Raw genomic sequence first — 24,430 nt, 5'->3', positions numbered from 1 at the left:
CGCGCAAGCTCCGCGCGCCCGCGCCCTTCGCGCCTGCTAGCCTGGGATGAGGCCGTGCAGCAGGTCCGAGCGGTCCACCATGCCGACGAGGTGCCCGCCCGCGTCGGTCACGGCGAGGACCTTGTGGTTACCCGCCAGCATGAGGCCGATCGCCTCGGCGACGGGCGTGTCCTCGCGGGCGAGGGCGACCTCGCTCGTCATCAGATCCGCCGCCGTGCGCGCGTGGGCGTGACGCTCCAGCGTGATCTCCTCCGGCCCCGGGTGCGCGAACGGGAGCCGGCTCATGAGCGAGCGCAGCGCGCCCGGCCTGAGCGCGGGGGTGATCCGCTCGAGCAGCTCCGCGTCCGTGACGAGCCCCACCACCCGGTGCTCGGCGTCCACCACCAGGGCTCGGTTCAGCCGCGTCGCGACGACGGCCTGGAACACCTCCGCGAGCGGCGTCTCCGGCCGCACGAGGGGGAAGTCGCGCCGCATCACGCGCGCGAGCGGCGTGTCCCGGGCGAGGCCGAGGGCCCGCGCCGCCGCCCCCGAGCCCGGCGCGGCGGTGTCGAGGCTGCGGGCCGCGGCCCGGAGCAGATCGACGCGGGCCACGACGCCGACGAGCTTGCCGTGGTCGCTCACGACCGGCATCCGCTTCAGGCGCAGTCGCGCCATCCGCGCGGCCACGTCCGGCAGCGGCGTCCCGGCCTCGACCGTCACCGGGGGCCTCGTCATGACGTCGGCGGCGACGAGGCTCGAGCGGGAGAGCCGCTGCAGGAGCTCCTGCAGCTCCGGGCGCTCGAGGGTCGCGGCGAGATCGAGCCGCACGCCGAGGCCGCCCTTGCGGACGAGATCCGAGCCCGTGACGATCCCGACGGGCACGCCGTCGTCGACGACCGGCACGGCGCGGTACGGCTTGCCGAGCAGCGCCTCCACGACCTCGCGAAGGGGCGTGTCGCTCGCCGCCGAGACCACGTCGCGCGACATCACGTCGGCGGCGGTCATCGTCGCGGGGAGGTCCCGCACCGGGTGCGGCGCGTGCAGCACGATCTCGGTGTCGTCCACGGTGATGAGGCCGTGCGGCACGAGCTCCTTCACCCGGGGCAGGAGCCGCTCGACCACCTCGGGCCGGTCGATCCACTCCACGATCACCGGCAGGTGAGGCGCGATGTCGACGAGCCCGGCGGTGTGGAGCTCCCCCGCGGCGCCGAAGCCGCTCGCCGCGCGGAGGAGCGTCGCGCCCTGCGCGTTCTCCCGGCGCAGGTACTCGAGGACCGCGTGCGCCGCCGGGCTCCGCCCGACGCGGTCGTCCTCGCTCGTGTAGACGCGGACGCGCTTCGCCTTGCCGACGAGGTCGATGCCCATCCTTCACCCCCGGGCCGGTCGAGATCCCGCCCGAACCACGCCGAGGCGGGCGCCCGTCCGGATCCTAGGGCACGGGGTCTGTTCGGGCAGGCGCGATCGGGGTGCCGGCGAGGACCCCTGGGGGATCAGCGGCCGGCTGGCGAGCGGCGGCCAGGGGAGCGCGCCTGAACGCTTCCGCGCGGGATCACGTCGATGACGACCCGCGGATCATCCTTCGCCACGAGCTCCTGCTCGGCGCGGACGAGCGCCCGCGGCGCACGCCGCGTGAACCAGAGGTGCGCGTCCGGCGCGTGCACGAACGGGCGGAGGGGGAGGGGGAGCTTCGGGTGGAGCGTGAAGCGGTCGCACGCGATCCGCCGCTCCGCCGCAGGGATGTCCTCCGGGCCGTCGTCGCGTACCACGAGGGTCACCACGCGCGGCTTCGGCGTGAACGCGACGAAGGTGAGCTCCGACGCTCCACCCGGCTCGAGGGGGAGCTGACTCGCCGCGAGGGCCGTGCCGTAGCCTGCGAACGAGCGGCCGGCCGGGAGGTCGAGCTTCGCGCGCTCTCGCTCCATCCGATCTCCGCGCCGGACGACCGAACGCGCCTCGCCGGTGGCGAAGTCCACCTCGAACCGGCGCTGCTCCTCGCCGCGCAGCGTCTCGATCCAGGCGAACCGCTCCTGCTCGAGCTCGGCCCCGACCCGGAACGTGTCGGTCTCCTCCGCCCGCCGCCCGTCGCGGAACACCCATCGGGCGTGAACGACGAGCCGGTCTCCGCGGCGCTCCTGGGAGAGCTCGCCGTCGGCGACCACCGCGCCCCGCGCGTCGGACATGGAGGGGAAGCCGTGCAGCGCGCCGGGCGGCGAGCGCACCTCGACCGCCGTCGCCGGGGAGGCGAGGGCGAGGAGCAGCAAGGCCGCGGCGGTACGGCTCACGAGCCCAAAGGTGCTCACCCCTCGGCTCGAGCGCCCCGCGTGGGAGCCCGGGCCGTACGCACCGGTACGAACACCTGTACCGCGGCGTACGGGCGCATCGAGGGAGGGCACGTGATCTCGCGAGGATCCGCGCGGCATACCGGTTGCTCTCCGGGCAGCCGGCCGCTCGGTGCGGCCAAAAAGGAGAGACAAGCATGAAGCGCATGTGGGTCATCACCGCCGCACTCGCAGGGATCCTCTTCGCCCGGGCCGGGCTCGCCGACGACGTGGAGACGAAGGACGCCGCGGACGGCGCCCTCGCCGACAAGGCCGACGCGCCCGCGACGCCGCCCACGCTGCCGAGCCAGGCCTCGGAGCGCGCCACCTACGTCCACGAGAACATCGCGTTCGGCAAGCAGGGCGACGCGCAGCGCGCCGCCCACGCCCAGGCGCAGGACTCGGCCCGCGACGCGCGGGCGCACGCTGCGAACGCCGCCGCGCACGCCGCCGCTGCGAGCGCCGCGGGCGCCGCGAGCTCCGACGCGCACGCCGCCGCGGGCCAGACCCGGGCGGAGACCGCGCGCACGACGCGGAGCCAGCCGACCCCGTACGTCCCGCCCACCAACACCGGCCGCCGCTAGCGACGATGCTCGCCCCCGCCGTCGCGGTCGCCCTGCTCGGGCTGTCGCTCGCGAGCGGAGGCTCGGGCGCCGACGAGCACGTGCTCGCCGGCGCCCGGCTCTTTCGCGAGTCCCGCTACGAGGAGGCGCTCGCCGAGTTCCGCCGCGCGGAGGAGCTCGGCTCGGAGCGCGCGCGCGGCTACGCGGGCGCGGCGCTCGCGAAGCTCGGCCGCGCCGGCGAGGCGCTGGACCAGTTCGAGTCGTGGGGAGCGGCCCCGGGCGGCGACGCGCTGCTCGACTACTACCACGCGCTCGCGTGCCACGGCGCCCGCCTCTACGCGCGCGCGGACCGGCTGCTCGCCGGCGTGGAGGCCCGCGGGGAGCCGCACCTCCGCGAGCTCGCGACGCGCCTGCGCGGCCAGCTCGCGGCCCTGCTCGCGGGCGAGCCGCCGCGCGACGCGATCTCCTGGTACCTCGCGCGCTGCGAGGAGCAGGGCCGCCGCGGCCGGGCGGCCTCTGCGCGCGCCTACTGCGAGGAGGCGCGGGTGCTCGGCGAGCGGCGCGCGGATCGCTACGGCGTGGCGCACGCCGGGCCGGAGGAGCCCTTCGAGCGCGGGCTCCGGCTCATGCGCGCCGGGGATCGGCGCGCGGCCGCCGCGGCGTTCGCGGAGGCGCGCGGGGACGGGGGCGGGGCGGCGGCGCTGCTCGAGGGCATCTGCCTGTACGAGCTCGGGGAGGACTCGCGCGCCGACGCGTCCCTCGCCGTCGCCGAGCGCTCCGCCGAGCACCGCGAGGCGGCCGAGTTCTACCGCGGCCTCGTGGCGCTGCGCGCCGGCCGCTCCGACGACGCGGCCCGGCTGCTCGAGCGCGCGAGCACCGACCCGGAGCTCGGCCAGACCGCGCTCGGGCTCGCGCGACTCGCCCGCCGCGGCGGCCGCCTCGGCCTGTCGATCTTCGCCGAGTCGGGCTGGGACTCGAACGTCGATCTCACGCCCGACGCGAGCCGCGTCCGCAGCGGGACGGGCGACGCCGACACCGGGATCACCGCGGTGGGACGCTTCTCGCCGGCCGGCGAGAGCGGCCCGTTCCTGCGCGCGACCGCCCAGCTCCGCGAGCAGGCGCGCTACGACGTGCTCGACCTGCGCGGCGGCGGCGTGGCCGCGGGGTGGCAGGCGGGGAGGGGCGCCCGCTACCTCCTCGCCGAGGGCGGCTACGATCGCCAGGACCTCGGCGGCGCACCGTACCTCACGGCGCCGCGCGCGCTCGGCGCGGCGCGGGTCCCGCTCTCCACCGAGACCTCCCTGGGCGCGACCTATCTCGCCCGGTGGGAGTCGTTCCACACCGAGATCGCCGCGCCGTACGGTGGCCTGCGCCAGCTCGGCGAGGTCGACCTCACCCTGCTCCTCGGCGGGCGCGGCAGCGCGACCCTCGCCTGGCGAGGCGTCCGGGACGGTGCCCGCGAGCCCGCGCTGGCGTCCTTCGAGCAGGGGCCGCGCGTGGGGCTGCGCCTCGAGCTCGGGCCGCGGGCGCGCGCCGGCCTCGACGCGAGCCTCGCTTGGCGCACGTACGACGCGCTCGACCCGGGGCTGCGCGCCGTCCGCGCCGACACGGCGCTCGCGGCCGGGGCGACGCTCGAGCTCGATCTCGCCGATCGCTGGTCGCTCCGGCTCGGCGTCGCCGGGCACAAGGAGCTCTCCAACGTCCCGGAGCTCTCCTGGACGAAGCTCGCGCCGTCGCTCGGGATCGCCTACACCGTCGGGCTGCGCTGACGGGGCGCTCGCCCGGCCGGGCGCGCGCCGCGAGCGGCTCCGGACGCGCCCCGCCGCCGCCGCGTATATGATGCGCCCGGCCGCGCCCGTGCGGCTCCACTCGATCGACCGGCACGCGATGAGACTCACGCTCGGCATCTCGCCCTGTCCCAACGACACCTTCATCTTCGACGCGCTGGTGAACGGCGCGATCGACACGGGCGAGCTCCGCCTCGACGTCGTCCACGAGGACGTGCAGACGCTGAACGAGTGGGCGAGGGCGGGCCGGCTCGACGTGAGCAAGGTGAGCTACGGCGTCGTGCCGGCCATCGCGGGCGACTACGCGCTCCTCCGGTCGGGCGGCGCGCTCGGCCGCGGCGTGGGGCCGCTGCTCGTCGCGCGGCCCGGCGTCGACGCGTTCCGGCCGGAGACGATGCGGGTGGCGGTGCCAGGCCGAGACACCACCGCCCACCTCCTCTTCTCGCTCGCCTACCCGGCGGCGGCGCACAAGCAGTTCCGGGTGTTCTCCGACATCGAGGACGCCGTCCTCGGCGGCGCGGTGGACGCGGGCGTCATCATCCACGAGGGTCGCTTCACCTACGCGGCGAAGGGGCTCGTGAAGCTGCTCGACCTCGGCGAGCACTGGGAGCGCCAGACGGGCGCGCCCATCCCGCTCGGCGGCATCGTCGCGCGCAGGACCCTCGACCGCGACGTGCTCCGCGCGCTCGAGCGCCTCGTCCGCGAGAGCACCCTGCACGCGCTGGCGCGGCGGCCGCTCGTGACCGAGTACGTGAGGCGGCACGCGCAGGAGATGGACGAGGCGGTGATGCGCCAGCACATCGACCTGTACGTGAACGACTTCTCGGTGGACGTCGGCGACGCAGGGGGGAGAGCGGTCGAGACGCTGCTCGACGTGTACGCGCGGATGAACCCCGCGTCCGCCGGGGTGCGGCGCGACGTGTTCCTGTGAGTCGCTGGAGCGGGCCAGGGCCCGCGGTCGGGAGCGCCTGTCGGGTACCTCCGCCATCCGTCCGTGCGCGGGCCGCCCGCGGCGCGCAGATCCGGGCACCACACGGGAGGTGGGCATGACCCGAACGACGGTGACCATCGTGGCCGCGGCGCTCGCGATCGCCGGCGCGGCGCGCGCCGAGGTGAAGACGCAGGAGATCGAGTACCGGCAGGGCGACACGGTGCTGAAGGGGTTCCTCGCGTACGACGACGCGGCCAAGGGGAAGCGGCCCGGCATCCTCGTCGTGCACGAGTGGTGGGGGAACAACGCCCACGCGCGGAACGCGGCGACGAAGCTCGCGAAGGCAGGCTACGTCGGGTTCGCCCTCGACATGTTCGGAGAGGGCAAGTCCACGACGCACCCCGAGGACGCGAAGGCGTTCGTGGCGGAGGCGACGAAGGACCCCGCCGTGAAGAAGGCCCGCTTCGAGGCGGCGCTCGAGCAGCTCGTGGCGCAGCCGCAGGTGGACCGTGAGAAGATCGGGGTCATCGGCTACTGCTTCGGCGGCGGGGTGGCGCTCGACATGGCGCGGGAAGGCGAGCCCCTGAAGGCGCTCGCGACCTTCCACGGCAGCCTCGCGAGGTCGAGCGAGCCCGCGAAGGAGGGGTCGTTCGGACCGCGCAGCATCCTCGTCCAGACGGGCGGCGCCGATCCCATGGTGCCGAAGGAGCAGGTGGCGGCGCTCGAGAAGGAGATGAAGGCGGCCGGGGTGAAGGCGCGCGTCATCACCTATCCGGCCGCGAAGCACGGGTTCACGAACCCCGACGCCGACAAGGCGGGCATGGCCGGGCTCGCCTACGACGCGAAGGCCGACCGCAGGTCCTGGGACGAGCTGCTGAAGTACCTGAAGGCGGTCTTCGGGAGGTGAGCGCGGCACCCCGCACCGCGACCGCCGGCCCGGCCGCGCACGTGCTCTCCGTGAGCGGGCTCGAGAAGCGCTTCGGCGCGACGGTCGCGGTGGACGGGGTGTCGTTCGAGGTCGGCCGCAACGAGATCGTGGGCCTGCTCGGTCCGAACGGCGCGGGGAAGACCACCACCATCAACATGCTGCTCGGCGTCCTCCAGCCGAGCGCGGGGACCATCCGGATCGAGGGCGTGGATCTCGCCGCCGAGCGATCGCGCGCCCTCGCGCGCACCAACTTCGCCGCGGTGTACGCCCCGCTCCCCGGCAACCTCACGGTCTCCCAGAACCTCCGCGTGTTCGGGCTGCTCTACGGCGTGAGGCGGCTCTCCGACCGGATCGAGGCGCTCCTCGCGCAGCTCGACCTGCGGCGCTTCCGGGACACGCGCTGCGGCGTGCTGTCGTCGGGAGAGCAGACGCGCGTCGCGCTCGCGAAGGCCCTCCTCAACGAGCCGCAGCTCCTCCTGCTCGACGAGCCGACCGCGTCGCTCGACCCGGCCACGGCACGCGACGTGCGGGCCAAGATCCGGGCGTGCGCGGCGGCGGGCACCGGCGGCGTGCTGTGGACGTCGCACAACATGTACGAGGTCGAGGAGGTCTGCGACCGCGTCCTCTTCCTCTCGCGCGGGCGGATCCTGCTCGAGGGCGACCCCCGGACGCTGCCCGGGGAGCACGGCAAGGCCACGCTCGAGGAGCTGTTCATCACCGTGGCGCGCGAGCCGCTCGCGCTCGAGGGGGCTTGATGATGACCTTGCGGGCCGGGCGCGTCTTCGCCGTCGTCCTCCGGCAGTGGTACCTGGTCCGCGGGAGCTTCTCGCGGATCGTGCCGCTCTTCGCGTGGGTGGCGGTGGACGTCGTGCTGTGGGGCTTCATCACGCGCTGGCTCGACAGCGTCGCCGCGCCGGGCGGGAGCTTCGTCCCCACGCTGCTCGGGGCGGTCCTCCTGTGGGACTTCCTCGCCCGCGTCATGCAGGGCGTGACGATGGCGTTCTTCGAGGACGTCTGGTCGCGCAACTTCCTCAACGTCTTCGCGACCCCGATCTCGATCGCGGAGTACGTCTCCGGGCTCGTGCTCGCGAGCGTGGCGACGAGCACGCTCGGCCTCGCCGTGATGCTCTCCATCGCGACGGGCGTGTTCGGGCTGTCGCTCCTCGGCTACGGTCTCCTGCTCGTCCCGTTCCTGCTCGTGCTGTTCCTGTTCGGCATCGCGCTCGGCATCACCGGCTCGGCCCTCGTCCTCCGGCTCGGGCCGGCCGCGGAGTGGTTCGTCTGGCCCATCCCGGCGGTGCTGTCGCCGTTCGCGGGGGTGTTCTACCCGCTCGCCACGCTCCCGCCCTGGATGCGCGCGGTCGGGCGCGCGCTGCCGCCGTCGCACGTCTTCGAGGCGATGCGCGCGATCGTCGCCGGCCGCGCCTTCTCGGGCGCGGCGCTCGCCTGGGGCGGCGGCCTCGCGGTCCTCTACATCCTGCTCGCGAGCTGGGTCTTCGTGCGCGTCCACCGCCACGCGGTCCGGACCGGGCTCATCGCGCGCTACAGCGCCGAGAGCGTGAGCTGAGCCAGCGGCCGGCGCGGCCGGTCGCCATCCCGCCCCAACACGCCGCGGCCGCCTGGCCGCTTCCTCGCTCGCCCGTGGCACGGGCGGCCGGGCGAGCCATCGCTCGCGGCCACGGCCGGCGAGCGCCCGAAATCCACGAGGCATCCGGCGTGAGCTGAAACAGCTCGTATTCGCTTCGAGCCGCGCTCGAGGAGAGCGAACCGGGTCGGCAGGGAGGCGAACGGGGGAGGCTTCGCGCGCTCCGTCCATGCGAAGGCCATGGGACGGGCGAGCGAGGGTAGATGGGTCGGGTAGACGGCGACTCGCCTGCAGGAGAGCCCCCATGACGAGTCACGGCAGTCGATCCCGCGCGCTGGCCTCGTGCGCGCTCCTCATCCTCGCCCTGCTCCCCGCGCACGCCCGGGCCGCGCCGGCCGCGAAGATCTGGGTCGCTTCGGCGACCGAGAAGATCCGTCCGGGCGACCCCGCGCGCGCGACCTCGGTCGCACGGATCTCCGCCGCCCGGAACGAGTTCGAGGCCTTCCAGGTGGTCGTCACCGGCAACGCCCGGGGCGTGCGCGCGAGCGCGTCCACGCTCTCGGGCCCGGGCGGCGCCGTCATCGCCGGCGTCCGGCTCTACCGCGAGGCCCTCATCAACCTGACGCGGCCGTCCGCGCCCGACGGCGCCACCGGGCGCTTCCCCGACGCCCTCGTCCCGGACGTGGACGAGATCGTCGGGGAGCGGCGGAACGCGTTCCCCTTCGACGTCCGGGGCGGCGAGAGCCGGGCGATCTGGGTGGAGGTGTTCGTGCCGCGCGGCGCCGCCCCCGGGCTCTACCGAGGGGAGCTCCGCGTGGACGCCTCGGGGCGCTCCACGGTCGTGCCGGTCGAGCTCACGGTGTGGGACTTCGAGCTGCCCTCGACCTCGACGCTCCGCACGGCCTTCGGCCTCATGTGGGGGACGCTCCCCGCCGGCCACGGCATCAGCGCGTCGGACGTGGCCGCGTTCGCGACGCTGCGCGCTCGCTACGGCCAGCTCGCGCTCGACCACCGCCTCTCCCTCTCGCGTCACGATGACGGACAGTGGAACGACCTCGACCACTTCGACCGCTACTACCGTCCGCTGATGGACGGGACCGCCCCGACGCGGCTCGCCGGCGCGCGGCTGACCGCCGTCGAGTACCTCGGCAACCTCGAGGACGTGGCGAACCTCGCGCGCTGGGCGACGCGCTACCGGTCACGGCCGGGCTGGTTCGAGCGGCTCTTCCAGTACACGTGCGACGAGCCGCCGTACCAGGGCTGCACCTTCGCGGACGTGCTCACCCGCGCCCGGGCGGCGAAGACGGCCGACCGGGAGTTCCGGACGCTCGTCACCACCACCATCCAGCAGGCGGACGCGAACGGGATCTCCCCGGTGCTGGATCTCCTCGTGCCGGTGGTGAACTTCATGGACGACAAGTCCGGCACCTACGCGGGGAACCAGCGCAGCAAGTACGACCCGTTCCTCGCCGCCGATCCGCTGAACGAGGTCTGGCTCTACCAGAGCTGCATGAGCCACGGCTGCGGGAGCAGCTCCGCGTACGACACCGGCTGGCCGAGCTACATGATCGACGCGTCGGCGGTGCGGAACCGAGCCATGCAGTGGCTCGACTTCGTGTACCGGGCGACGGGCGAGCTGTACTGGGACACGACCTACGCGTACCTCTCCGGCGATCCCTGGACGAGCCAGTGGGAGTTCGACGGCAACGGCGACGGGACGCTCTTCTACCCGGGCACGCCGGCCAAGATCGGCGGCGCGACCCACGTCCCAGTCGCGTCGATCCGCCTCAAGATGATCCGGGAGGGGATGGAGGACTACGAGTACCTGAGCCTGCTCTCGCGGCTCGGGGACCCGGGCCTCGCGGCCGCCGTCGCGAGCGACCTCTTCCCGACGGCCTCCTCGACCGACCCCGGCGTCGCCCGGCTCATGGCCGCGCGCGAGCGCGTCGCGCGCCGGATCTTGGAGCTTCGCGGCGTCCCGTTGCCGTGAAGGACGGATGCGCGCGCGCCCCGGCAGACGAGCAGCCGGTAGCTTGACTCGACGCGGCGCGCGGGACTAGCCTCGCGACGTTCCTCGGACGAAGCGCAGCGGGTGCTGCGCCGCGTCCGCGGACGATCCCGATCACAACGACCCGAGCGTCGCCCGGCTCCGGGCGTCGCGGAGCGCGAGAGGCGCCCCGCGGCGCTCACACCGGCGATCGTCGTTGCAGGAGTGGTCCGACCATGCAGTCCGCGCTGTTGCCCGCGCTCGTCCTCGCCGCTGCCGCCATCGTCGTGGGCCAGAGAATCCGCGCGCGCCGTCGCTTCGCCAGGCTGAAGGTCTCCGGGGGCCGGATGGCTCTCGTCCTCAACATCGTCAATCGACGCTGATCCGTCGCTGGATCCCGCGCCGCGATCACCAGATCGTAGCGCCCGGGTCGGGTGGCGGTACCATTCGCGCCGTGGCGAGACGGCGCGCGAGGCGGAGGCCTGCCCGGAGCCGGCGGCGCGAGGCGCCGCCGCTCGCGGTGGTCGTGCTCCTCGCCGTCGCGTCGCTCGCGGCGGTCAACTTCGCCTACCAGGTCATCCGCAAGCCGACCGAGCTGCTCGGGCTCGTCGCGCCGACTTCCCCGAAGCCCCCCGAGGCGACCTGGGCCGAGTACGGCGCGCTCTTCGAGGAGCACTCGACCGATCTCGTCCGTCCGGAGCTCCTCGCCGCGCTCGTCCAGGTCGAGAGCGCGGGAGACCCGCTCGCGCGCACCTACTGGCGCTGGCGGTGGAGCTGGAACCCCCTCGAGCTCTACGCGCCCGCCTCGAGCGCCGTCGGGATCCTCCAGATCACCGACGGCACGTTCGTGGAGGCGAGCCGCCTCTGCATTCACGACCACGCGGTGGCGCACGAGGGCGCCTGGTACGACCCGCGCGCCTGCTGGCTCAACGCGCTCTACTTCCGCACCGTCCCGAGCCACGCCATCGAGATGACGGCGGCGCTCCTGCACGAGGCGATCGCGGAGGCGCTCGGAGGACGCAGCGCGACGGTGGCGCAGGGCGCGCGCCTCGCCGCCCTCGTCCATCTGTGCGGCCGGGGGCGGGCCCCCGCCTTCGCGGCGCGCGGGTTCCGGGCGCTGCCCGGCGAGCGCTGCGGAGACACCGACCTCGGCGGCTACCTGGATCGCGTGGAGGCGCTCTCGCGGACGTTCGCGCGCATGGCGGCGGTGGACCTCTGATCGCGCCGCCCGCCCGGGCGGGCTCCCTGCGCTCGGACTCCCTGGCGCGGGTCACTTGCACGCGACCGGCCGGCAGGCCCCCGCCGCGCCGGCCTGGCAGCAGTGCAGCGCCACCCCGCTCGTGTCGAAGAAGTCGACGCGGTAGCCGTGGCCGTCCGTCTCGAGCACCGCGTAGCCCCAGGCGGTCGTCGCGAAGCGGACCTGGGCGCGGGCGGGCGTGCGGGTCGTGAAGTGCGCGAAGCTGCCCATCGCGGTGCTGCCGGAGACGAACACCTCGAGACCGTCGAGCGTCAGGTGCTCCAGGGCGTGGACGTGGCCGGCGAAGAACGCGCGGGCGCGGCCCCCGGCGGCGGCGAGGAGCCGCGCCATGCGCGCGCCGTAGGGGAGCGGGCGGCGCGTGCCGTACCAGTGCACCGCCGCCGGCGGGTGGTGGCCGACGAGGAAGCAGAGTCGCCCGGCGCCGCACGGCGCGGTCGCCTCGCGGACGAAGGCGAGCTCCTCCTCGAGCGTGAAGCCGCCGTAGTCCCGGACGACGACGTTCGTGTCGAGCACGACGAAGCGGACGTCGCCCCGGTCGAGCACGTAGTGGCGCGCCGGCTGGAGCCACTCGGGCGAGCGGCGCGCGACCGCGAGGCACGCGCGCCGCCGCATGGCCTCGACCTCGCCCAGCGCCGGCCGCGCGCAGCTCCCGCCCCCGAGGCCGACGTCGTGGTTCCCGAGCGCGAGGTAGATCGGCAGAGGACCGCCGTGGCGCCCGCGCAGCCCCGCGAGCGGCGCCTCGTTCACGCGGAAGAGCGGGTCGTCCGGCGGCGAGGCGCCGGGCGCGACGGTCAGGCCGTCCTCGGCGAAGCGGCAGGTCTCCGCTCCCGGTCGGGTGGGCTCCGGGCCGCAGTGGTAGATGTTGTCGCCGAGCTCCAGCGCGAGGTCGAACGGGCGCGCGCGGGTGGCGCGGCGCATCGCGCCCGCCACGAGCCGCTGAGGGATCGACTGGAAGCCGAAGTCTCCGAAGACGAGGACGCGCTCCGTCTCGGAGCGCGAGGCCGGGCGCGGGCCGAGCGGCTCGGCCCGGTACACGTCGTGGACGCAGGCGAGCAACGCGGCGGCCACGAGCGCGACCGAGCCACTCCTCAGATGCGCCGCGTTCATCGTCGGATCCCCTCGGCGTGGCTCGGGGGCCCGAGCGGGCCGCTCCCTCGGGTCCGCTCCATGGCCCCCGGACGCCATGGCGCGAGTCTCGCCCGAACCCGGAGGACGGACGGCGCTCGCGCTGGGGGCTCCCCGGACGAGCGCCCGGCCCGGGCGAGGTGGCGCACGCCCCGGCGCCCGCGTTGAGCGCTCGAGCGTCCTGAGCGTACCGTGTTCGTCGTGGCGATCGCAGCGATGCCCGCTCGCCTGCTCCCCGACGCAGCACGGACCGTGACGCGCCGGCGCGCCGACGTGGAGTGGCTCAAGGTCGCGGGCGCGCTCCTCGTGTTCCTCATCCACGCGGCGGAGCCCTTCAACCCCTGGGACAGCTGGCACGTCACGAGCCCGGAGCGGACGAAGTGGCTGGGGGAGGTGATCCTGTTTTTCGCTCCCTGGATCATGCCCCTCTTCATGATGCTCGCCGGGGAGAGCACCTGGTACGCGCTCGCGCGCCGCTCGACCCGCGCGTACGTCAAAGACAGGCTCCTGCGCCTCGCGCTCCCCCTCGCCGCGGGGCTCCTCGTGCTCGTCCCGCCGCAGGTGTATCTCGAGCGCCGCCTGAAGGGTCAGTTCGGCGGGTCGTTCCTCGACTTCTACCCGCACTTCTTCGACGGCCTCTATCCGCGGGGGAACTTCGGCTGGCACCACCTGTGGTTCGTCGTCTTCCTGCTCGCGTTCTCGCTCGCCACGCTGCCGCTCCTCCAGTGGCTGCGCACGCCCGCCGGCCGGCGCACGATGGCGCGCATCGCGGCGCCGTGCGACGCGCCGGGTGGGCTCATCTGGCTCGTCCTGCCGTACGTGGCGATCCGGATCGCGATCGAGGTCGTCTTCCCCGGCACCCCGCCGCTCTCCGCGGACTGGTCCGACCGGGCGCTGCTCCTCCCCGGGTTCGTGTTCGGGTTCGCGCTGGCGGGAGAGGACGGCTTCAAGCGCGCGCTGGACCGGTGCTGGCAGGCGGCCCTCGTCCTGGCGCTCGCGACGTCCGCGACGCTCGCGGTGTGGGCCTGGCCCGGCCACCTCCTGGACCGCCTGCCCGCGCCGCGCTCCCCGGCCGGCGCGCTCCTGTGGGGCGGCTACGCGTTCGGCGCCGCCTGCTGGCTGCTCGCGCTGCTCGGCGGCGCGCGCCGCCACCTCGACGTCCGGCGTACGGTGGCGTTGCGCGCAGGAGAGCTGGTCTTCCCGTTCTACGTGCTGCACCAGCCGATCGTCGTCGGCTTCGCGTACCTCGCCGTGCGGGCGGGGCTCGGGATCCTGCCCGCGTTCGCGTTCATCTTCGTGGCCTCGCTCGCGACAACGCTCGCCCTCTGCGCGCTCGTCGCCTCGAGCGACCTCCTCCGGCCGATCTTCGGGCTCAAGCGGCGCTCAGCCGCCGTGCGCGCCAGCCAGGCGTGACGCGGCCCTCCCCGCCTCGCGCAGGTGCCGCGCGAGGAAGGCGCCGACGCGTCGCTCGTACTCGGCGGGCGCGAACGCGTGCAGGTCGACGTGCGCCGCCCTGTCGACCTCCCAGAGCTCCTTCGGCGACCGGGCGCGCTCGAAGAGCGCCCGCGACTCGCTCGGGGTCGTGTACCGGTCGGCGGTGCCGGCGGCGACGAGCACCGGCGCCGTCTGCTCGCCGATCCGGTCGATCGGCCGAAGGTCCGCGGCCCGCACGCCGTCGCGCGGGAAGATCGAGTGGAGCACGAGCGAGGTGAGGGGCGGGCCGATGGGCCCGAGCCAGGCGCGCAGCCGGTCGCGCACGGCGTCCCGGATGGTGGGGTAGACCGACTCGAGCACGAGCGCCTCCACCGGGAGCGGCGTCTCCCCGAGCAGCGCCGCGGCGCCTCCCATCGAGATCCCGATGACGCCCACCCGCTCGCCGGGGAGGGCGCTCCGCACGAACTCGACCGCGGCGCGCGCGTCGCGGCTCTCGAGCGCGCCGTAGGTGGACTCCTCGCCCGGGCTCTCGCCGTGCGCGCGGAAGTCGATGAGCAGCACGGAGTAGCCGGCGGCGCTGAGGAAGCGCGCCCGGTCCACCATCGTCAGCCGGTTCGCGCCGATGCCGTGCAGGAGCACCACCGCTCCGGCCCGCGGCCGTCCGCGCACGAACCAGCCGTGGATGTCGCTGCCGGAGGCGCTGGGGAACGCGACGGGCTCGGCGTCGAGGTCCTTCGGCGGTGGCCGCACGGCCGCGCCCGCGCACTGCACCGTCAGCGCGGCGAGCGCGAGGAGCGCGACGCGCACCGCGCCGCTCCGCCGCTCGATCGATCTCCCGACGCGCTCCGTCATGAGCGACGTTTGATAACGGCGCGTCGTCACGGCCACAGCGCGGGAGCGCCCGGATGCCCGGTCGCCGCCGCGAGGGCGAAGCTCCCTCCCGCCCGCGCCCGGGAGGCCGCGCCAGCCGGGCACGTCCTCCTCGGCGCCTACGCGCCGTGCCACGCTCGCTCGCTTCGCGGGGGGTACGACCGGCTGCCTCAACCGGGCCGCGAAACCGGACCGGTCCGTCGCGCGTCCAAGACTGAGAGCGCGGTCCGGAGGCGCGGGCCGAAGCGCGAGGAGAGGGAGGGGCGTATGCAGGCTGGAACGAGGGCCGGGCTCGTCGCCGTGGCGATGGGCGTCCTGGCCGGCTGCGGAGGATCGAGCTCGTCGAGCACGCCCTCCACGCCCGGCTTCTACATCACCATCTCCAACATGACCTTCTCCCTGGCGAGCCTGTCCGTGCCGCCCGGCGGGACGGTGACGGTCCTCAACAAGGACGCGGTCCCGCACTCGGTGACGAGCGAGGCGACCGCGAACGCCTTCACTCCCGGCGCCGTCGCGGGGGTGTCGTTCGACACCGGCACCTTCGACGGCCAGAAGACCTTCACGATCCCCGCGAGCGCGCCCGACGGGACGAAGATCCCCTTCTACTGCACGGTCCACGCGGCGACCATGAAGCCGCCGAACGGCACGATCACCGTCGACGCGGCCGCGCAGCCCGCCGCGCCGCCGGGCGGCAGCGGCGGCGGAGGCTACTGAGTGGCCCGCCGGTCACTGCTCGAGCGCGAGCGTCGCGAGGTAGGCGGCGGCCGTGAGGTAGCCCAGGCCGACGTGGATGGTGCGCGTGTTCTTGGGGAACCGATCGCCGGGCGCGGTGTTGCGCACCCCGATCACCTGGGGAAACGCCGAGACGAGGCCGAGGATCGGCTGCAGGGTGATCCCGCCGAGGTGGACGTAGGTGAGCGCGCGATGCCAGGGCCGGGCCGCCGGCCTGACGTGGCCCACCGGGCCGGGGAGCGAGAGCGCGAGCACGCCGTTCGCGGTGTAGAGCGTCGCGGAGAGGACGCCGCTCGTGCCGTGGAGGGTCGACAGCCCGCGATCGCAGCCGTACGTGCCGAGGACGGGGTGGCCGGTCTGGCAGCGCCCGTCCCCGAACGCCGTGGGCTGGTTGATTGCGGCCAGCGTCCCGAGGGTGCTCGTCGCGAGGAGCGCGCCGGCGGTGCTCCACTTGAGGGCGCGCTCCCAGCGGCGAAGGCTCCTCACGCGGGCGTCGTCCGGCGGCGCGAGCTCGCCGGCATCCTGGTGCGCTCGCTCGCCTTCGCCGAGCCCGGGACGGTGGAGCGCGAGGTCGCCGGGTGCGCTCGCGGTCACCCCGGCGGGCGCGAGGAGCTCGAGGTGGAGCGCCGCCTGCACCGTCCGAGCGGGAGCGGGGGCCGTGGAGAGGCTCCCCGCCGTCGCGCAGACCACCGACATCACCAGCGCGTGGAACATGTCGTCCTCCTCGCCGCGTCACCTGCCGGCATGCTGTGTATCCACGTTCGGTCCCGGTCGCGAGGTCTCGCCCGGAGCGGCCCCGTCGCCGGCCCGTCGAAGGATCGTGCGCCCGCGCGCTCACCCTTTGAAAGGGATCCTCCCGTGACGAGGAGCTGCCCGTGAGGTTCCTCTCGCTCGCGCTCGCGGTCGGTCTCGCGGCGGTCGCTCCGGCGGCGTCGGCGGGGGAGTGGGAAGCGCTCCCGCCGAGCGGCCGCATCGTCGTGCACGTCCAGAAGAAGGGCCTCTTCTCCGGCTTCGCCCACGACCACGCGTTCGAGGTCACGGAGTGGCGCGCGAGCGCGGTCATCCCCGACGGAGACCCGGCGTCCACCTCGGTCGAGGTCATCCTCTCGGCCGGCTCGCTGCACGACCGGCAGCCGCGCCTGTCCGAGGGCGACCGCCGGAAGGTGGACGCGCAGGCGAGCGGGCCGGACGTCCTCGACGCCGAGCATCACCCGCGGATCGAGTTCCGATCGCAGCGCCTCGAGCTCGAGCGCGGCTCGACCGACGGGGCGCACCTCCGCGGAACGCTGCACGGCACGCTCGCGCTCCGCGGCCGGAGCGCGCCCGCCGACGTCGACTTCGAGGCGGAGCGGGGCGCGGACGCCTGGAGCGTCCGCGGGAACGCGCACGTGAAGCAGACGGCGTTCGGGATCAAGCCGTTCAGCGGGTTCGGCGGGACCGTCGGCGTCAAGGACGAGCTCGTCGTCGAGATCGCCCTCACGTTGCACCGCGCCGGTCCCCGGGGGGCGTCCGCGAAGCCGCGCCCGGGCGCCGCGGCAAGAGAGCCGTAGCGCCCAGGCGCGATAGTGGAGTAAAGCAGTCCCCTTCACGCCGGCCCGCGAATTGGCCGGCTCGCGAGCTCTGGGCGCGCGGCGAAACGCCGCAGCGCCGGGCGAGGAGCGGCGGTGGAAGGGCAGCAGGTCGAGTCTCGAGCGCCACGGGTCGTCATCGTCGGGGGCGGTTTCGCCGGGATCTACGCGGCGCGGGGGCTCGCGCGCGCGCCGGTGCAGGTGACGCTCGTGGACCGGCGCAACCACCACCTCTTCCAGCCGCTGCTCTACCAGGTGGCGACCGCGGCCCTGAACCCCGGCGACATCGCCGAGCCGATCCGGCACGTCCTGTCGCGGCAGCGGAACGCGCGCGTGCTGCTCGCGGAGGCGGCGGCGATCGAGCCGGACGCGAGGCGGCTGCGGCTCGTGAACGGCCTCGCGCTCGACTACGACTACCTCGTCGTGGCGGCCGGCGCGACGCACTCCTACTTCGGCCACGACGAGTGGGCCCGGTTCGCGCCGGGGCTGAAGACGCTGGAGGACGCGGAGGAGATCCGCCGCCGCGTGCTCACCGCGTTCGAGCGCGCGGAGGCGGACCCGGACCGCCAGCGCCGCGAGGCGCTCCTCACCTTCGTCGTCGTCGGCGGCGGCCCCACCGGCGTCGAGCTCGCGGGGGCGCTCGCGGAGATCGCCCGCTTCACGATCCCGCGCGACTTCCGGACGGTGTCCACCGAGCGTGCGCGCGTGATCCTGGTCGAGGGCACCGAGCGCATCCTCCCGGCGCTGCCGCCGGAGCTCTCGGCGGCGGCGCAGCGCGAGCTCGAGCGGCTCGGGGTGCACGTCTGGACGGGCAAGCGCGTCACCGGCGTGGACCCGCGCGGCGTGCAGATCGGAGAGGAGCGCGTGGCCGCCCGCACCGTGCTCTGGGCCGCCGGCGTCGCCGGTGCACCGCTGGCGCGAACGCTGGGGGTGCCGCTCGACGGCGCGGGGCGCGTCGTCGTGAACCCCGACCTGACGGTCCCGGGGCACGAGGAGATCTACGTCGTCGGCGACCTCGCGGCGGCGCGGAAGAAGGACGGCACGCCGATCCCCGGCGTCGCGCCGGCCGCGATCCAGCAGGGCAAGCACGCCGCGAGGAACCTCCGCGCGACGCTCGCGGGGAAGCCGCGCCGGCCGTTCGCCTACTTCGACAAGGGCGTCATGGCCACGGTCGGGCGCGGGCGCGCCGTGGCCGGGTTCTGGAGGTTCCGCCTGACCGGGGTCCTCGCCTGGTTCGCCTGGCTCTTCATCCACATCTGGTTCCTCATCGACTTCCGGAACCGGGTGGCGGTCATGTTCCAGTGGATCTGGCACTACCTGACCTTCAAGCGCGGCACGCGCCTCATCCTGGAGACGCCGGAGGAGGAGCGGTTCCGGGCCGTCGCGGGGGTGGCGCCGCCGGACGTGGACGCCTGGCCGCCCAACGAGAGCGATCCGGAACGGCCGGACACCTAGGCGGCCGTCGTGGCGGCGCGCGGCCTGGCGACCGCACGCCCCGCGACCCGAGCCCAGCGCTTTGGATGGGAGGCCCTCGCGGGTTAGAACCCGGCCCCATGTCGGATCGGAGAGAAGAGGGCGGGCGGCCCCTCACCGGCGAGGACCTCGCGATCGCGCTGAGGGTCCTCGCGCGCGTCGCCGCCGACCGGACGGTGCTCGCGGACCTCGACGCCGAGACCCGGACGACGCTGCAGAAGCTCGCGGGCGAGGTGGCGCGGCCGGACCTCAAGCAGCGGAAGAAGCTCCAGCGGGCGCTCCTGCGGAACGAGCGGGTGGAGCGCAGGGCGCGCGACGAGGCGCTGCGCAGGGGGACCGGCATCCAGCAGCTGCGGGCAGCGCCGGTGTTCGAGACGCCGCTCCCCGAGCTCCCGCCCGCGGGCGCCGACGCCTCGGGCTGGTGGCCGCGGCTCCCGGGCGCCGAGGAGGCGGGGGCGGTCCGCCCGGCCGCCGGGGCGCCCCCGGACGCCGGCGAGGGCGACGGCCCGGAGCTCTCCGAGCCGCGCAAGTGCTACGTCTGCAAGGCGCCGTATCACCGGCTCCACCCGTTCTACGACCAGCTGTGCCGCGCCTGCGGCGACGAGAACCTCGCGCGGCGCACCGCGACGGTGGACCTCCGCGGGCGGGTCGCCCTCGTCACCGGCGCGCGCGTGAAGATCGGCTACCAGGCCGCCATCCTCCTGCTCCGCGCCGGCTGCAGCGTGGTCGCCTGCACGCGCTTCCCGCGGGACGCCGCCGCGCGCTACGCGCGCGAGCCGGACTTCGAGGCCTGGAGGGATCGGCTCACGATCCACGGCGTCGACCTCCGCCACACCCCGAGCGTCGAGCTGCTCTGCCAGCGGCTGGACGCGACCCTCCCGCGGCTCGACTTCCAGCTCCACAACGCCTGCCAGACCGTGCGCCGCCCGCCGGGCTTCTATGCGCACCTCCTCGAGCGCGAGGAGGCCCCGCTCGCGGCGCTGCCCGAGGGCGAGCGCGCGCTGCTGCGCGAGCACGAGGCGCTCAAGGCGGCGCTCGCGGATCACCGCCGGGCGGCGGGGGTGACGCGGCCGGCGCTCCTCTCGCAGGCGCCCGGCGACGAAGGCCCGCTGCTCTCCGGCAAGAGCGCGCTCGAGCTCTTCCCGCGCGGGGTCCTCGACCAGGATCTCCAGCAGGTGGATCTCCGCAGCCACAACTCCTGGCGGCTCACGCTGCACGAGGTCCCCACGCTCGAGCTGCTCGAGGTGCTGCTCGTGAACGCGACCGCGCCGTTCGTGATGACCGCGCGGCTGAAGGCCCTCATGCTCCGCGCGCGCGCGGCGCCGCCCGAGACCGCGACGAGCGGCGACCCGGCGAAGCACGTCGTGCTCGTGTCGGCGATGGAGGGGCAGTTCTACCGCGAGCACAAGACCGACAAGCACCCCCACACGAACATGGCCAAGGCCGCGCTCAACATGATCGTGCGCACGAGCGCGGGCGACTACGCGCGGGACGGCATCCACCTCAACGCGGTCGACACGGGGTGGGTGACGGACGAGGACCCCGCCCACCTCGCCGCGCGCAAGGTCGAGGAGCACGCCTTCTCGCCGCCGCTCGACATCGTCGACGGGGCGGCCCGGATCGTGGCGCCCATCTTCGACGGCTTCCGCACCGGCCGGCACGAGGCCGGCCTGTTCTTCAAGGACTATCGCCCGACGCCGTGGTGACGGGGGACGATGCCCCACGCGAGCTCGGCGCGGCGGCGAGGTCCGCTCGTGGCTCGGCGGCTCGCCACGAGCGGACGTCCGATCGGTCTCGCGCTCAACGCGTCGGCGCGGGCGGCGTCGTGCCGCTGCCCGTGCCGCCGGTGCCCGTCTGGCTCGCGGGCGGCGACGCGCCGGGCGCCGCGGGGTTGCCGGTCACGACCTGCACGAGCACGGCGGTCGGCTGGGTGCCGGTCATCTCGTACGCGACGCGCGCATCTTCACCCGGGGTGATCTGAGCCGCGGAGGCCTGCTGGCCGTCGATCTGGACGCGCGTCCGGTTCGTGATCTGGAAGGTCATCGGGTCGCCGCCGGGCGGCTGCACCACGACCTGGTTGGCGGTCGCCTGCTTCACCTGGCCACCCAGGATCTGCTCACCGCGGCTCACGAGCCGCTGCTGCTGGGAGAGCTGCCGTGAGGCCTCCTGCTGCGCCTGCTGCGCCTGCTGCGTCGACTGCTGGATCGCGAGGTTCGCCTCCCGCTGCGCCTGCTCGGCCTTCATCGTCTCCTGCTGGGCACGCTGCTGCGCCTCGTTCAGCCTGCGCTGCGCTTCCCTCACGTCCGCCTGCGCGGTCGCGGCGCGCTTCTGCTGGTCGGTGGCCTTCTCCTGCGCCTTCTGCGCCGCGCTCAGCGCCTCCTTCGACTGGCGCTGCGACTCCGAGACCCGCTCCGCAGCCGGGTTCTCACCCTTCGCCTGGCGGCCGGTCGCGCACCCGCTCGCCGCCACTGCCAGGAGTGCCGCGCCCGGCAGCGCATACCTCTTCCACGTTTTCATGGCTCCCCCCTCGTCCTATCCCCAACCTGGGGCCGCGACGCAGGGTCCGCAATCCGAGTGGCGCGGCGCCGCCGGGGGCGATGGCGATGCCGCTCCGCGTCATGGCATGTTCACCGATCGCCGAGGCGGCGCGAGGAACTGCGAACGGCGGAGGTCGCCGCCGCTAGGATGGCGGGGGTGCGTAGCGCCCGCCTCGATCTCGCCCCGTTCGGCCGCCTCGACTTCGGGGAACCCGCGCGCGTGATCGCGACCGACGACGTCCGGCGCGTCCGCGCCGCGCTCGTCGAGGTGGAGGCGGAGGCGCGGCGCGGCCGCTGGGCGGCGGGGTTCGTGTCGTACGAGGCGGCGCCCGGCCTCGATCCCGCGATCGCGGTGCGCCGCGGCTCCGGCCCCCTCGTCTGGTTCGGGATCCACGACGCGCCCGCGACCGCAGCGGCTCCTTCCGCGGCGGAGGTCGCGGCGGCCCGCGTGGATGACCTCGCGCCGGAGGTCACGCGCGCGCAGCACGTCGCGGACGTGGAGGCCGTGCGCGCCGCGCTCGGCCGCGGCGACGCCTACCAGGTGAACCTCACCTTCCGGATGCGGGGCCGGTTCACGGGCGATCCCTTCGCGCTGTACGAGCGCCTCCGCCGCGCCCAGGGAGGCGGCTTCACTGGCTGTCTCGTCGTGGACGGGCGGGCGATCCTCTCCGCCTCGCCGGAGCTGTTCTTCTATCGGCAGGGGGATCGGGTGGAGGTCCGGCCGATGAAGGGGACCGCCCGGCGCGGGCGCGACCTCGCCGAGGACGAGCGGGCCGCCGCCGCGCTCGCGGCCTCGCCGAAGGAGCGCGCCGAGAACGTCATGATCGTGGATCTGCTCCGGAACGATCTCGGCCGGGTGGCGCGGGTCGGCTCGGTGCGGGTGGGGGAGCTCTTCACGGTCGAGCGCTACCCCACCGTGCTGCAGCTCACCTCGACCGTCGAGGCTCGGCTTCGACCCTCGGCCGGCCTCGCCGAGCTGTTCGCCGCGCTGTTCCCGTGCGGCTCGGTGACCGGCGCGCCCAAGATCGCCGCCACGAAGCTCATCGCGGACCTGGAGCGGAGCCCGCGCGGCCCGTACTGCGGCGCCGTCGGCGTGGTCGCGCCGGGCGGCGACGCGGTGTTCGACGTCGCCATCCGCACGCTGGACCTCGACCTCGAGTCCGGCGCCGCGACGTACGGCGTCGGCGGCGGGATCACCTGGGGCTCGGACCCGGAGCGCGAGTGGGACGAGGCGATGGCGAAGGCGGCGGTGCTCTCGGAGCCCGCGGACGACCTCCAGCTCCTCGAGACGCTCCGGCTCTTCGGCGGCGCGTACGCGCGCCTCGAGCGGCACCTCGCCCGGCTCGCGGGCTCGGCGCGCTACCTCGGCATCCCGCTGGAGCTCGCGGCGGTGCGAGCGGCGCTCGAGGCGGAGGCGTCGCGCGCGCCGGCGGAGGGGGCACGAATTCGCCTCCTCGTGGGGCTCGACGGCCGCCCCCGCACCGAGGCGGCGCCGCTGCCGCCGCCCGCGCAGGCCCCGCTCCCCGTGACGCTGGCGCGCGCCCCGGTGGATCGCGCCGATCGGCTCCTCTTCCACAAGACGACCCGGCGCGAGGTGTACGCGTCCCGCCGCGCCGAGCGGCCGGAGGCGTTCGACGTGATCCTGCAGAACGCGGAGGGCGAGCTGACCGAGCTCACCATCGGAAACCTGGTCGTCGAGGTCGGCGGCGAGCGGCTCACGCCGCCCGTCGACGCCGGGCTCCTCGCCGGGACCATGCGCGCCGAGCTCCTCGAGCGCGGCGAGGTGCGCGAGGCGGTGCTCCGCCCCGAGGACCTCGCCCGCGCCGCGCGGCTGTGGCTCGTGAACTCGGTGCGCGGATGGGTGCCGATCCGGTACGTGCCGTGACGGCGTCCCGAGCCCCTGCGCCGGGCACCGAGCTTCACCGCAGCCTGGGGACCCGCATTCGCGGCTGCTCCCCTCCCTCGGCCCACCGCCTCGCGGCGGCTCGCCAGCGCTCCACCTCGACCACGAACGTGGAGAGCGCGAGCCCGCCCACCCCGCCGCTCGCCTCGAGCTTCCCGAGCCCGGCGCCGAGGAGCCGCACCATCCCCGCCGGCCGGCCCTGCACGAGGCCCTTGTGGAAGCCCGCGGCGATCTGGATGAGCCCCTGGAGCGCGAGCCTCGGCGCCCCGGCCTCGTCGCGCCACGCGTCCTCCCACACCTCGTGCGCGTCGAAGAACCGCCCATCGTCGAAGAGGCGCACGCCCGCGTCGAGCGCGGCGCGCGTGTCCGCGGAGAGCGTGTCCGGAGGCCGTGCCATCCTCCTCGTCTAGCGCGCGCTTCGCGGCGGCGCGACGCGGTGGCGCCGAGGTTTTTCGCTCCCGTCCAGGTGCGGATCGGAGGTATGGCTGCGCGCCATGACCGACGACGCGAGTCGCCCGGGGCTCGGGCACGCGCTCCTCCTCGCCGGCGCCGCGTGGGCCGCCCTCGCCGCCTCGTCCGCCGGCGCGCTCCTCGCGGGCGCGGCGATCGCGCTCGCGGTCGGGAACCCCGCCCAGGCGCTCACGCACCGCCTCTCGAAGAAGCTGCTGCCGCTCGCGGTCGTCGGGCTCGGCTTCGGGATGGACCTCGGCGCCGTCGCCCGGGCCGGGGCGCGCGGCTTCGGGTACACCGTGGTCACCATCGCCGCCGCCTTCGCGCTCGGCACGCTCATGGTCCGGGCGCTCCGGGTGCGCGGCAAGACCGGCCTCCTCATCACGGTCGGCACGGCGATCTGCGGCGGCAGCGCGATCGCCGCCGCGGCGCCGGCCATCCAGGCGGACGACCGCGAGGTCACGGTCGCGCTCGGGACGGTGTTCCTCCTGAACGCGGTGGCCCTCGTGGTCGCGCCGCCGCTCGGGCACGCCGCGGGGCTCGCCGAGGCGCCCTTCGGCGTCTGGGCGGCGCTCGCCATCCACGACACGAGCTCGGTGGTCGGCGCCGCCCTGCAGTACGGGCCGCGCGCGCTGGAGGTGGCCACGGCGGTGAAGCTCGCGCGCGCCCTCTGGATCCTCCCCGTCACGGTCGGCCTCGCGGCGCTGGAGCGGCGCGCGGGGCGGGCGGCGGCGGGCCGCGCTTCCTTCCCCGGGTTCATCGCGGGCTTCGTCGTCGCCGCGGCGATCGCGACGTTCGTCCCCGCCGCCGCCCCCGTGGCGGGCGCCCTGGCGCTCGCCGCCCGGCGGGCGCTCGTCCTCACGCTCTTCCTCGTCGGCGCGAACCTCTCGCGCGAGGCGCTCCGCGAGGTCGGGGCGCGCCCGCTCGCGCACGGGGTCCTCCTGTGGCTCGCCATGGGAGGCGCCACGCTCCTCGCCGTGCGGGAGGGCTGGATCTCCTGAC

Annotated in this window: 23 protein-coding genes; 16 read left to right on the top strand and 7 right to left on the bottom strand. The window is 75.0% G+C overall.

Annotation, left to right across the window (positions count from 1 at the left end):
- Window positions 1–36: 36 nt before the first annotated feature.
- Window positions 37–1,344: a DUF190 domain-containing protein gene (locus MLV88_RS01540; protein ID WP_242333575.1), complete on the bottom strand. Its 1,308-nt coding sequence runs from the start codon at window positions 1,342–1,344 to the stop codon at window positions 37–39.
- A gap of 125 nt (window positions 1,345–1,469) precedes the next feature.
- Window positions 1,470–2,261 (bottom strand): hypothetical protein, encoded by a 792-nt coding sequence (locus MLV88_RS01535; RefSeq protein WP_242370588.1) that lies wholly within the window; start codon window positions 2,259–2,261, stop codon window positions 1,470–1,472.
- 194 nt (window positions 2,262–2,455) lie between these two features.
- Here MLV88_RS01535 and MLV88_RS01530 point away from each other — a divergent pair, with 194 nt between their 5' ends.
- The 9 genes from MLV88_RS01530 (at window position 2,456) to MLV88_RS01490 (ending at window position 11,297) form a co-directional block, all read left to right on the top strand.
- Window positions 2,456–2,881, top strand: a complete 426-nt coding sequence (locus MLV88_RS01530; protein ID WP_242333567.1) for a hypothetical protein — start codon at window positions 2,456–2,458, stop codon at window positions 2,879–2,881.
- A 5-nt stretch (window positions 2,882–2,886) separates the two neighbouring features.
- Window positions 2,887–4,629 carry an ATP-binding protein gene (locus tag MLV88_RS01525; protein ID WP_243336659.1) on the top strand — a complete coding sequence of 581 codons (1,743 nt, stop codon included), beginning with the start codon at window positions 2,887–2,889 and terminating at the stop codon, window positions 4,627–4,629.
- Window positions 4,630–4,747: 118 nt separating this feature from the next.
- The gene (locus MLV88_RS01520) at window positions 4,748–5,578 is read left to right on the top strand and encodes a 1,4-dihydroxy-6-naphthoate synthase (protein WP_242371612.1); all 831 of its coding nucleotides are present in this window, start codon (window positions 4,748–4,750) and stop codon (window positions 5,576–5,578) included.
- A 115-nt stretch (window positions 5,579–5,693) separates the two neighbouring features.
- Entirely contained in the window at window positions 5,694–6,485 is a 792-nt protein-coding gene (locus MLV88_RS01515) for a dienelactone hydrolase family protein (protein ID WP_243336658.1), read from the top strand.
- A complete protein-coding gene (locus MLV88_RS01510; protein WP_242371616.1) occupies window positions 6,482–7,261 on the top strand; it encodes an ABC transporter ATP-binding protein in 780 nt (259 codons plus the stop codon). Before MLV88_RS01515 ends, MLV88_RS01510 begins: the two co-directional genes overlap by 4 nt.
- Window positions 7,262–7,263: 2 nt before the next feature.
- Window positions 7,264–8,073: an ABC transporter permease gene (locus MLV88_RS01505; RefSeq protein WP_242333556.1), complete on the top strand. Its 810-nt coding sequence runs from the start codon at window positions 7,264–7,266 to the stop codon at window positions 8,071–8,073.
- Window positions 8,074–8,395: 322 nt separating this feature from the next.
- Window positions 8,396–10,081 carry a DUF4091 domain-containing protein gene (locus MLV88_RS01500; protein ID WP_242355637.1) on the top strand — a complete coding sequence of 562 codons (1,686 nt, stop codon included), beginning with the start codon at window positions 8,396–8,398 and terminating at the stop codon, window positions 10,079–10,081.
- A 233-nt stretch (window positions 10,082–10,314) separates the two neighbouring features.
- Window positions 10,315–10,461, top strand: coding sequence for a hypothetical protein (locus tag MLV88_RS01495; RefSeq protein ID WP_242333549.1), 147 nt, complete (start codon window positions 10,315–10,317; stop codon window positions 10,459–10,461).
- A gap of 71 nt (window positions 10,462–10,532) precedes the next feature.
- Window positions 10,533–11,297 (top strand): transglycosylase SLT domain-containing protein, encoded by a 765-nt coding sequence (locus MLV88_RS01490; RefSeq protein WP_242333546.1) that lies wholly within the window; start codon window positions 10,533–10,535, stop codon window positions 11,295–11,297.
- A gap of 51 nt (window positions 11,298–11,348) precedes the next feature.
- Here MLV88_RS01490 and MLV88_RS01485 read toward each other — a convergent pair whose 3' ends face one another.
- Window positions 11,349–12,443 carry a metallophosphoesterase family protein gene (locus tag MLV88_RS01485; protein WP_242333543.1) on the bottom strand — a complete coding sequence of 365 codons (1,095 nt, stop codon included), beginning with the start codon at window positions 12,441–12,443 and terminating at the stop codon, window positions 11,349–11,351.
- A 234-nt stretch (window positions 12,444–12,677) separates the two neighbouring features.
- Between MLV88_RS01485 and MLV88_RS01480 the strand changes: the two genes are divergently transcribed.
- Window positions 12,678–13,874 (top strand): acyltransferase family protein, encoded by a 1,197-nt coding sequence (locus MLV88_RS01480; RefSeq protein WP_242371618.1) that lies wholly within the window; start codon window positions 12,678–12,680, stop codon window positions 13,872–13,874.
- On the opposite strand, the gene MLV88_RS01475 is transcribed toward MLV88_RS01480, so the two are convergent.
- Window positions 13,845–14,747: an alpha/beta hydrolase gene (locus tag MLV88_RS01475; protein ID WP_243336655.1), complete on the bottom strand. Its 903-nt coding sequence runs from the start codon at window positions 14,745–14,747 to the stop codon at window positions 13,845–13,847. The genes MLV88_RS01480 and MLV88_RS01475 overlap by 30 nt on opposite strands.
- Before the next feature lie 285 nt (window positions 14,748–15,032).
- On the opposite strand from MLV88_RS01475, the gene MLV88_RS01470 reads away from it, so the two are divergent.
- The gene (locus tag MLV88_RS01470) at window positions 15,033–15,479 is read left to right on the top strand and encodes a plastocyanin/azurin family copper-binding protein (protein WP_243336653.1); all 447 of its coding nucleotides are present in this window, start codon (window positions 15,033–15,035) and stop codon (window positions 15,477–15,479) included.
- Window positions 15,480–15,491: 12 nt separating this feature from the next.
- Here MLV88_RS01470 and MLV88_RS01465 read toward each other — a convergent pair whose 3' ends face one another.
- A complete protein-coding gene (locus MLV88_RS01465; RefSeq protein WP_243336650.1) occupies window positions 15,492–16,211 on the bottom strand; it encodes a hypothetical protein in 720 nt (239 codons plus the stop codon).
- Between the two features lie 161 nt (window positions 16,212–16,372).
- On the opposite strand from MLV88_RS01465, the gene MLV88_RS01460 reads away from it, so the two are divergent.
- The 3 genes from MLV88_RS01460 (at window position 16,373) to MLV88_RS01450 (ending at window position 20,244) form a co-directional block, all read left to right on the top strand.
- Window positions 16,373–17,047, top strand: coding sequence for a YceI family protein (locus MLV88_RS01460; RefSeq protein WP_243336649.1), 675 nt, complete (start codon window positions 16,373–16,375; stop codon window positions 17,045–17,047).
- 114 nt (window positions 17,048–17,161) lie between these two features.
- Window positions 17,162–18,520, top strand: a complete 1,359-nt coding sequence (locus MLV88_RS01455) for an NAD(P)/FAD-dependent oxidoreductase (RefSeq protein WP_242333526.1) — start codon at window positions 17,162–17,164, stop codon at window positions 18,518–18,520.
- Between the two features lie 98 nt (window positions 18,521–18,618).
- Complete coding sequence (locus MLV88_RS01450) at window positions 18,619–20,244, top strand: SDR family NAD(P)-dependent oxidoreductase (RefSeq protein WP_243336641.1); 1,626 nt, start codon at window positions 18,619–18,621, stop codon at window positions 20,242–20,244.
- A 94-nt stretch (window positions 20,245–20,338) separates the two neighbouring features.
- On the opposite strand, the gene MLV88_RS01445 is transcribed toward MLV88_RS01450, so the two are convergent.
- Window positions 20,339–21,055: a hypothetical protein gene (locus MLV88_RS01445; RefSeq protein WP_242333520.1), complete on the bottom strand. Its 717-nt coding sequence runs from the start codon at window positions 21,053–21,055 to the stop codon at window positions 20,339–20,341.
- 177 nt (window positions 21,056–21,232) lie between these two features.
- Between MLV88_RS01445 and pabB the strand changes: the two genes are divergently transcribed.
- On the top strand, window positions 21,233–22,960 hold the full coding sequence (gene pabB / locus MLV88_RS01440) for an aminodeoxychorismate synthase component I (RefSeq protein ID WP_242333517.1): 1,728 nt from the start codon (window positions 21,233–21,235) through the stop codon (window positions 22,958–22,960).
- 34 nt (window positions 22,961–22,994) lie between these two features.
- Here the strand turns inward: pabB and MLV88_RS01435 are convergent, their stop codons facing one another.
- Complete coding sequence (locus MLV88_RS01435; protein WP_242333514.1) at window positions 22,995–23,375, bottom strand: DUF309 domain-containing protein; 381 nt, start codon at window positions 23,373–23,375, stop codon at window positions 22,995–22,997.
- A gap of 97 nt (window positions 23,376–23,472) precedes the next feature.
- Between MLV88_RS01435 and MLV88_RS01430 the strand changes: the two genes are divergently transcribed.
- Complete coding sequence (locus MLV88_RS01430) at window positions 23,473–24,429, top strand: YeiH family protein (protein WP_242333511.1); 957 nt, start codon at window positions 23,473–23,475, stop codon at window positions 24,427–24,429.
- Window position 24,430 lies beyond the last annotated feature (1 nt).

This window comes from Anaeromyxobacter soli, assembly GCF_022808855.1.
GTDB lineage: Bacteria > Myxococcota > Myxococcia > Myxococcales > Anaeromyxobacteraceae > Anaeromyxobacter > Anaeromyxobacter soli.
The sequence above is the reverse complement of the archived record's forward strand: the minus strand, read 5'-3'. Positions and strand labels throughout refer to the sequence as shown.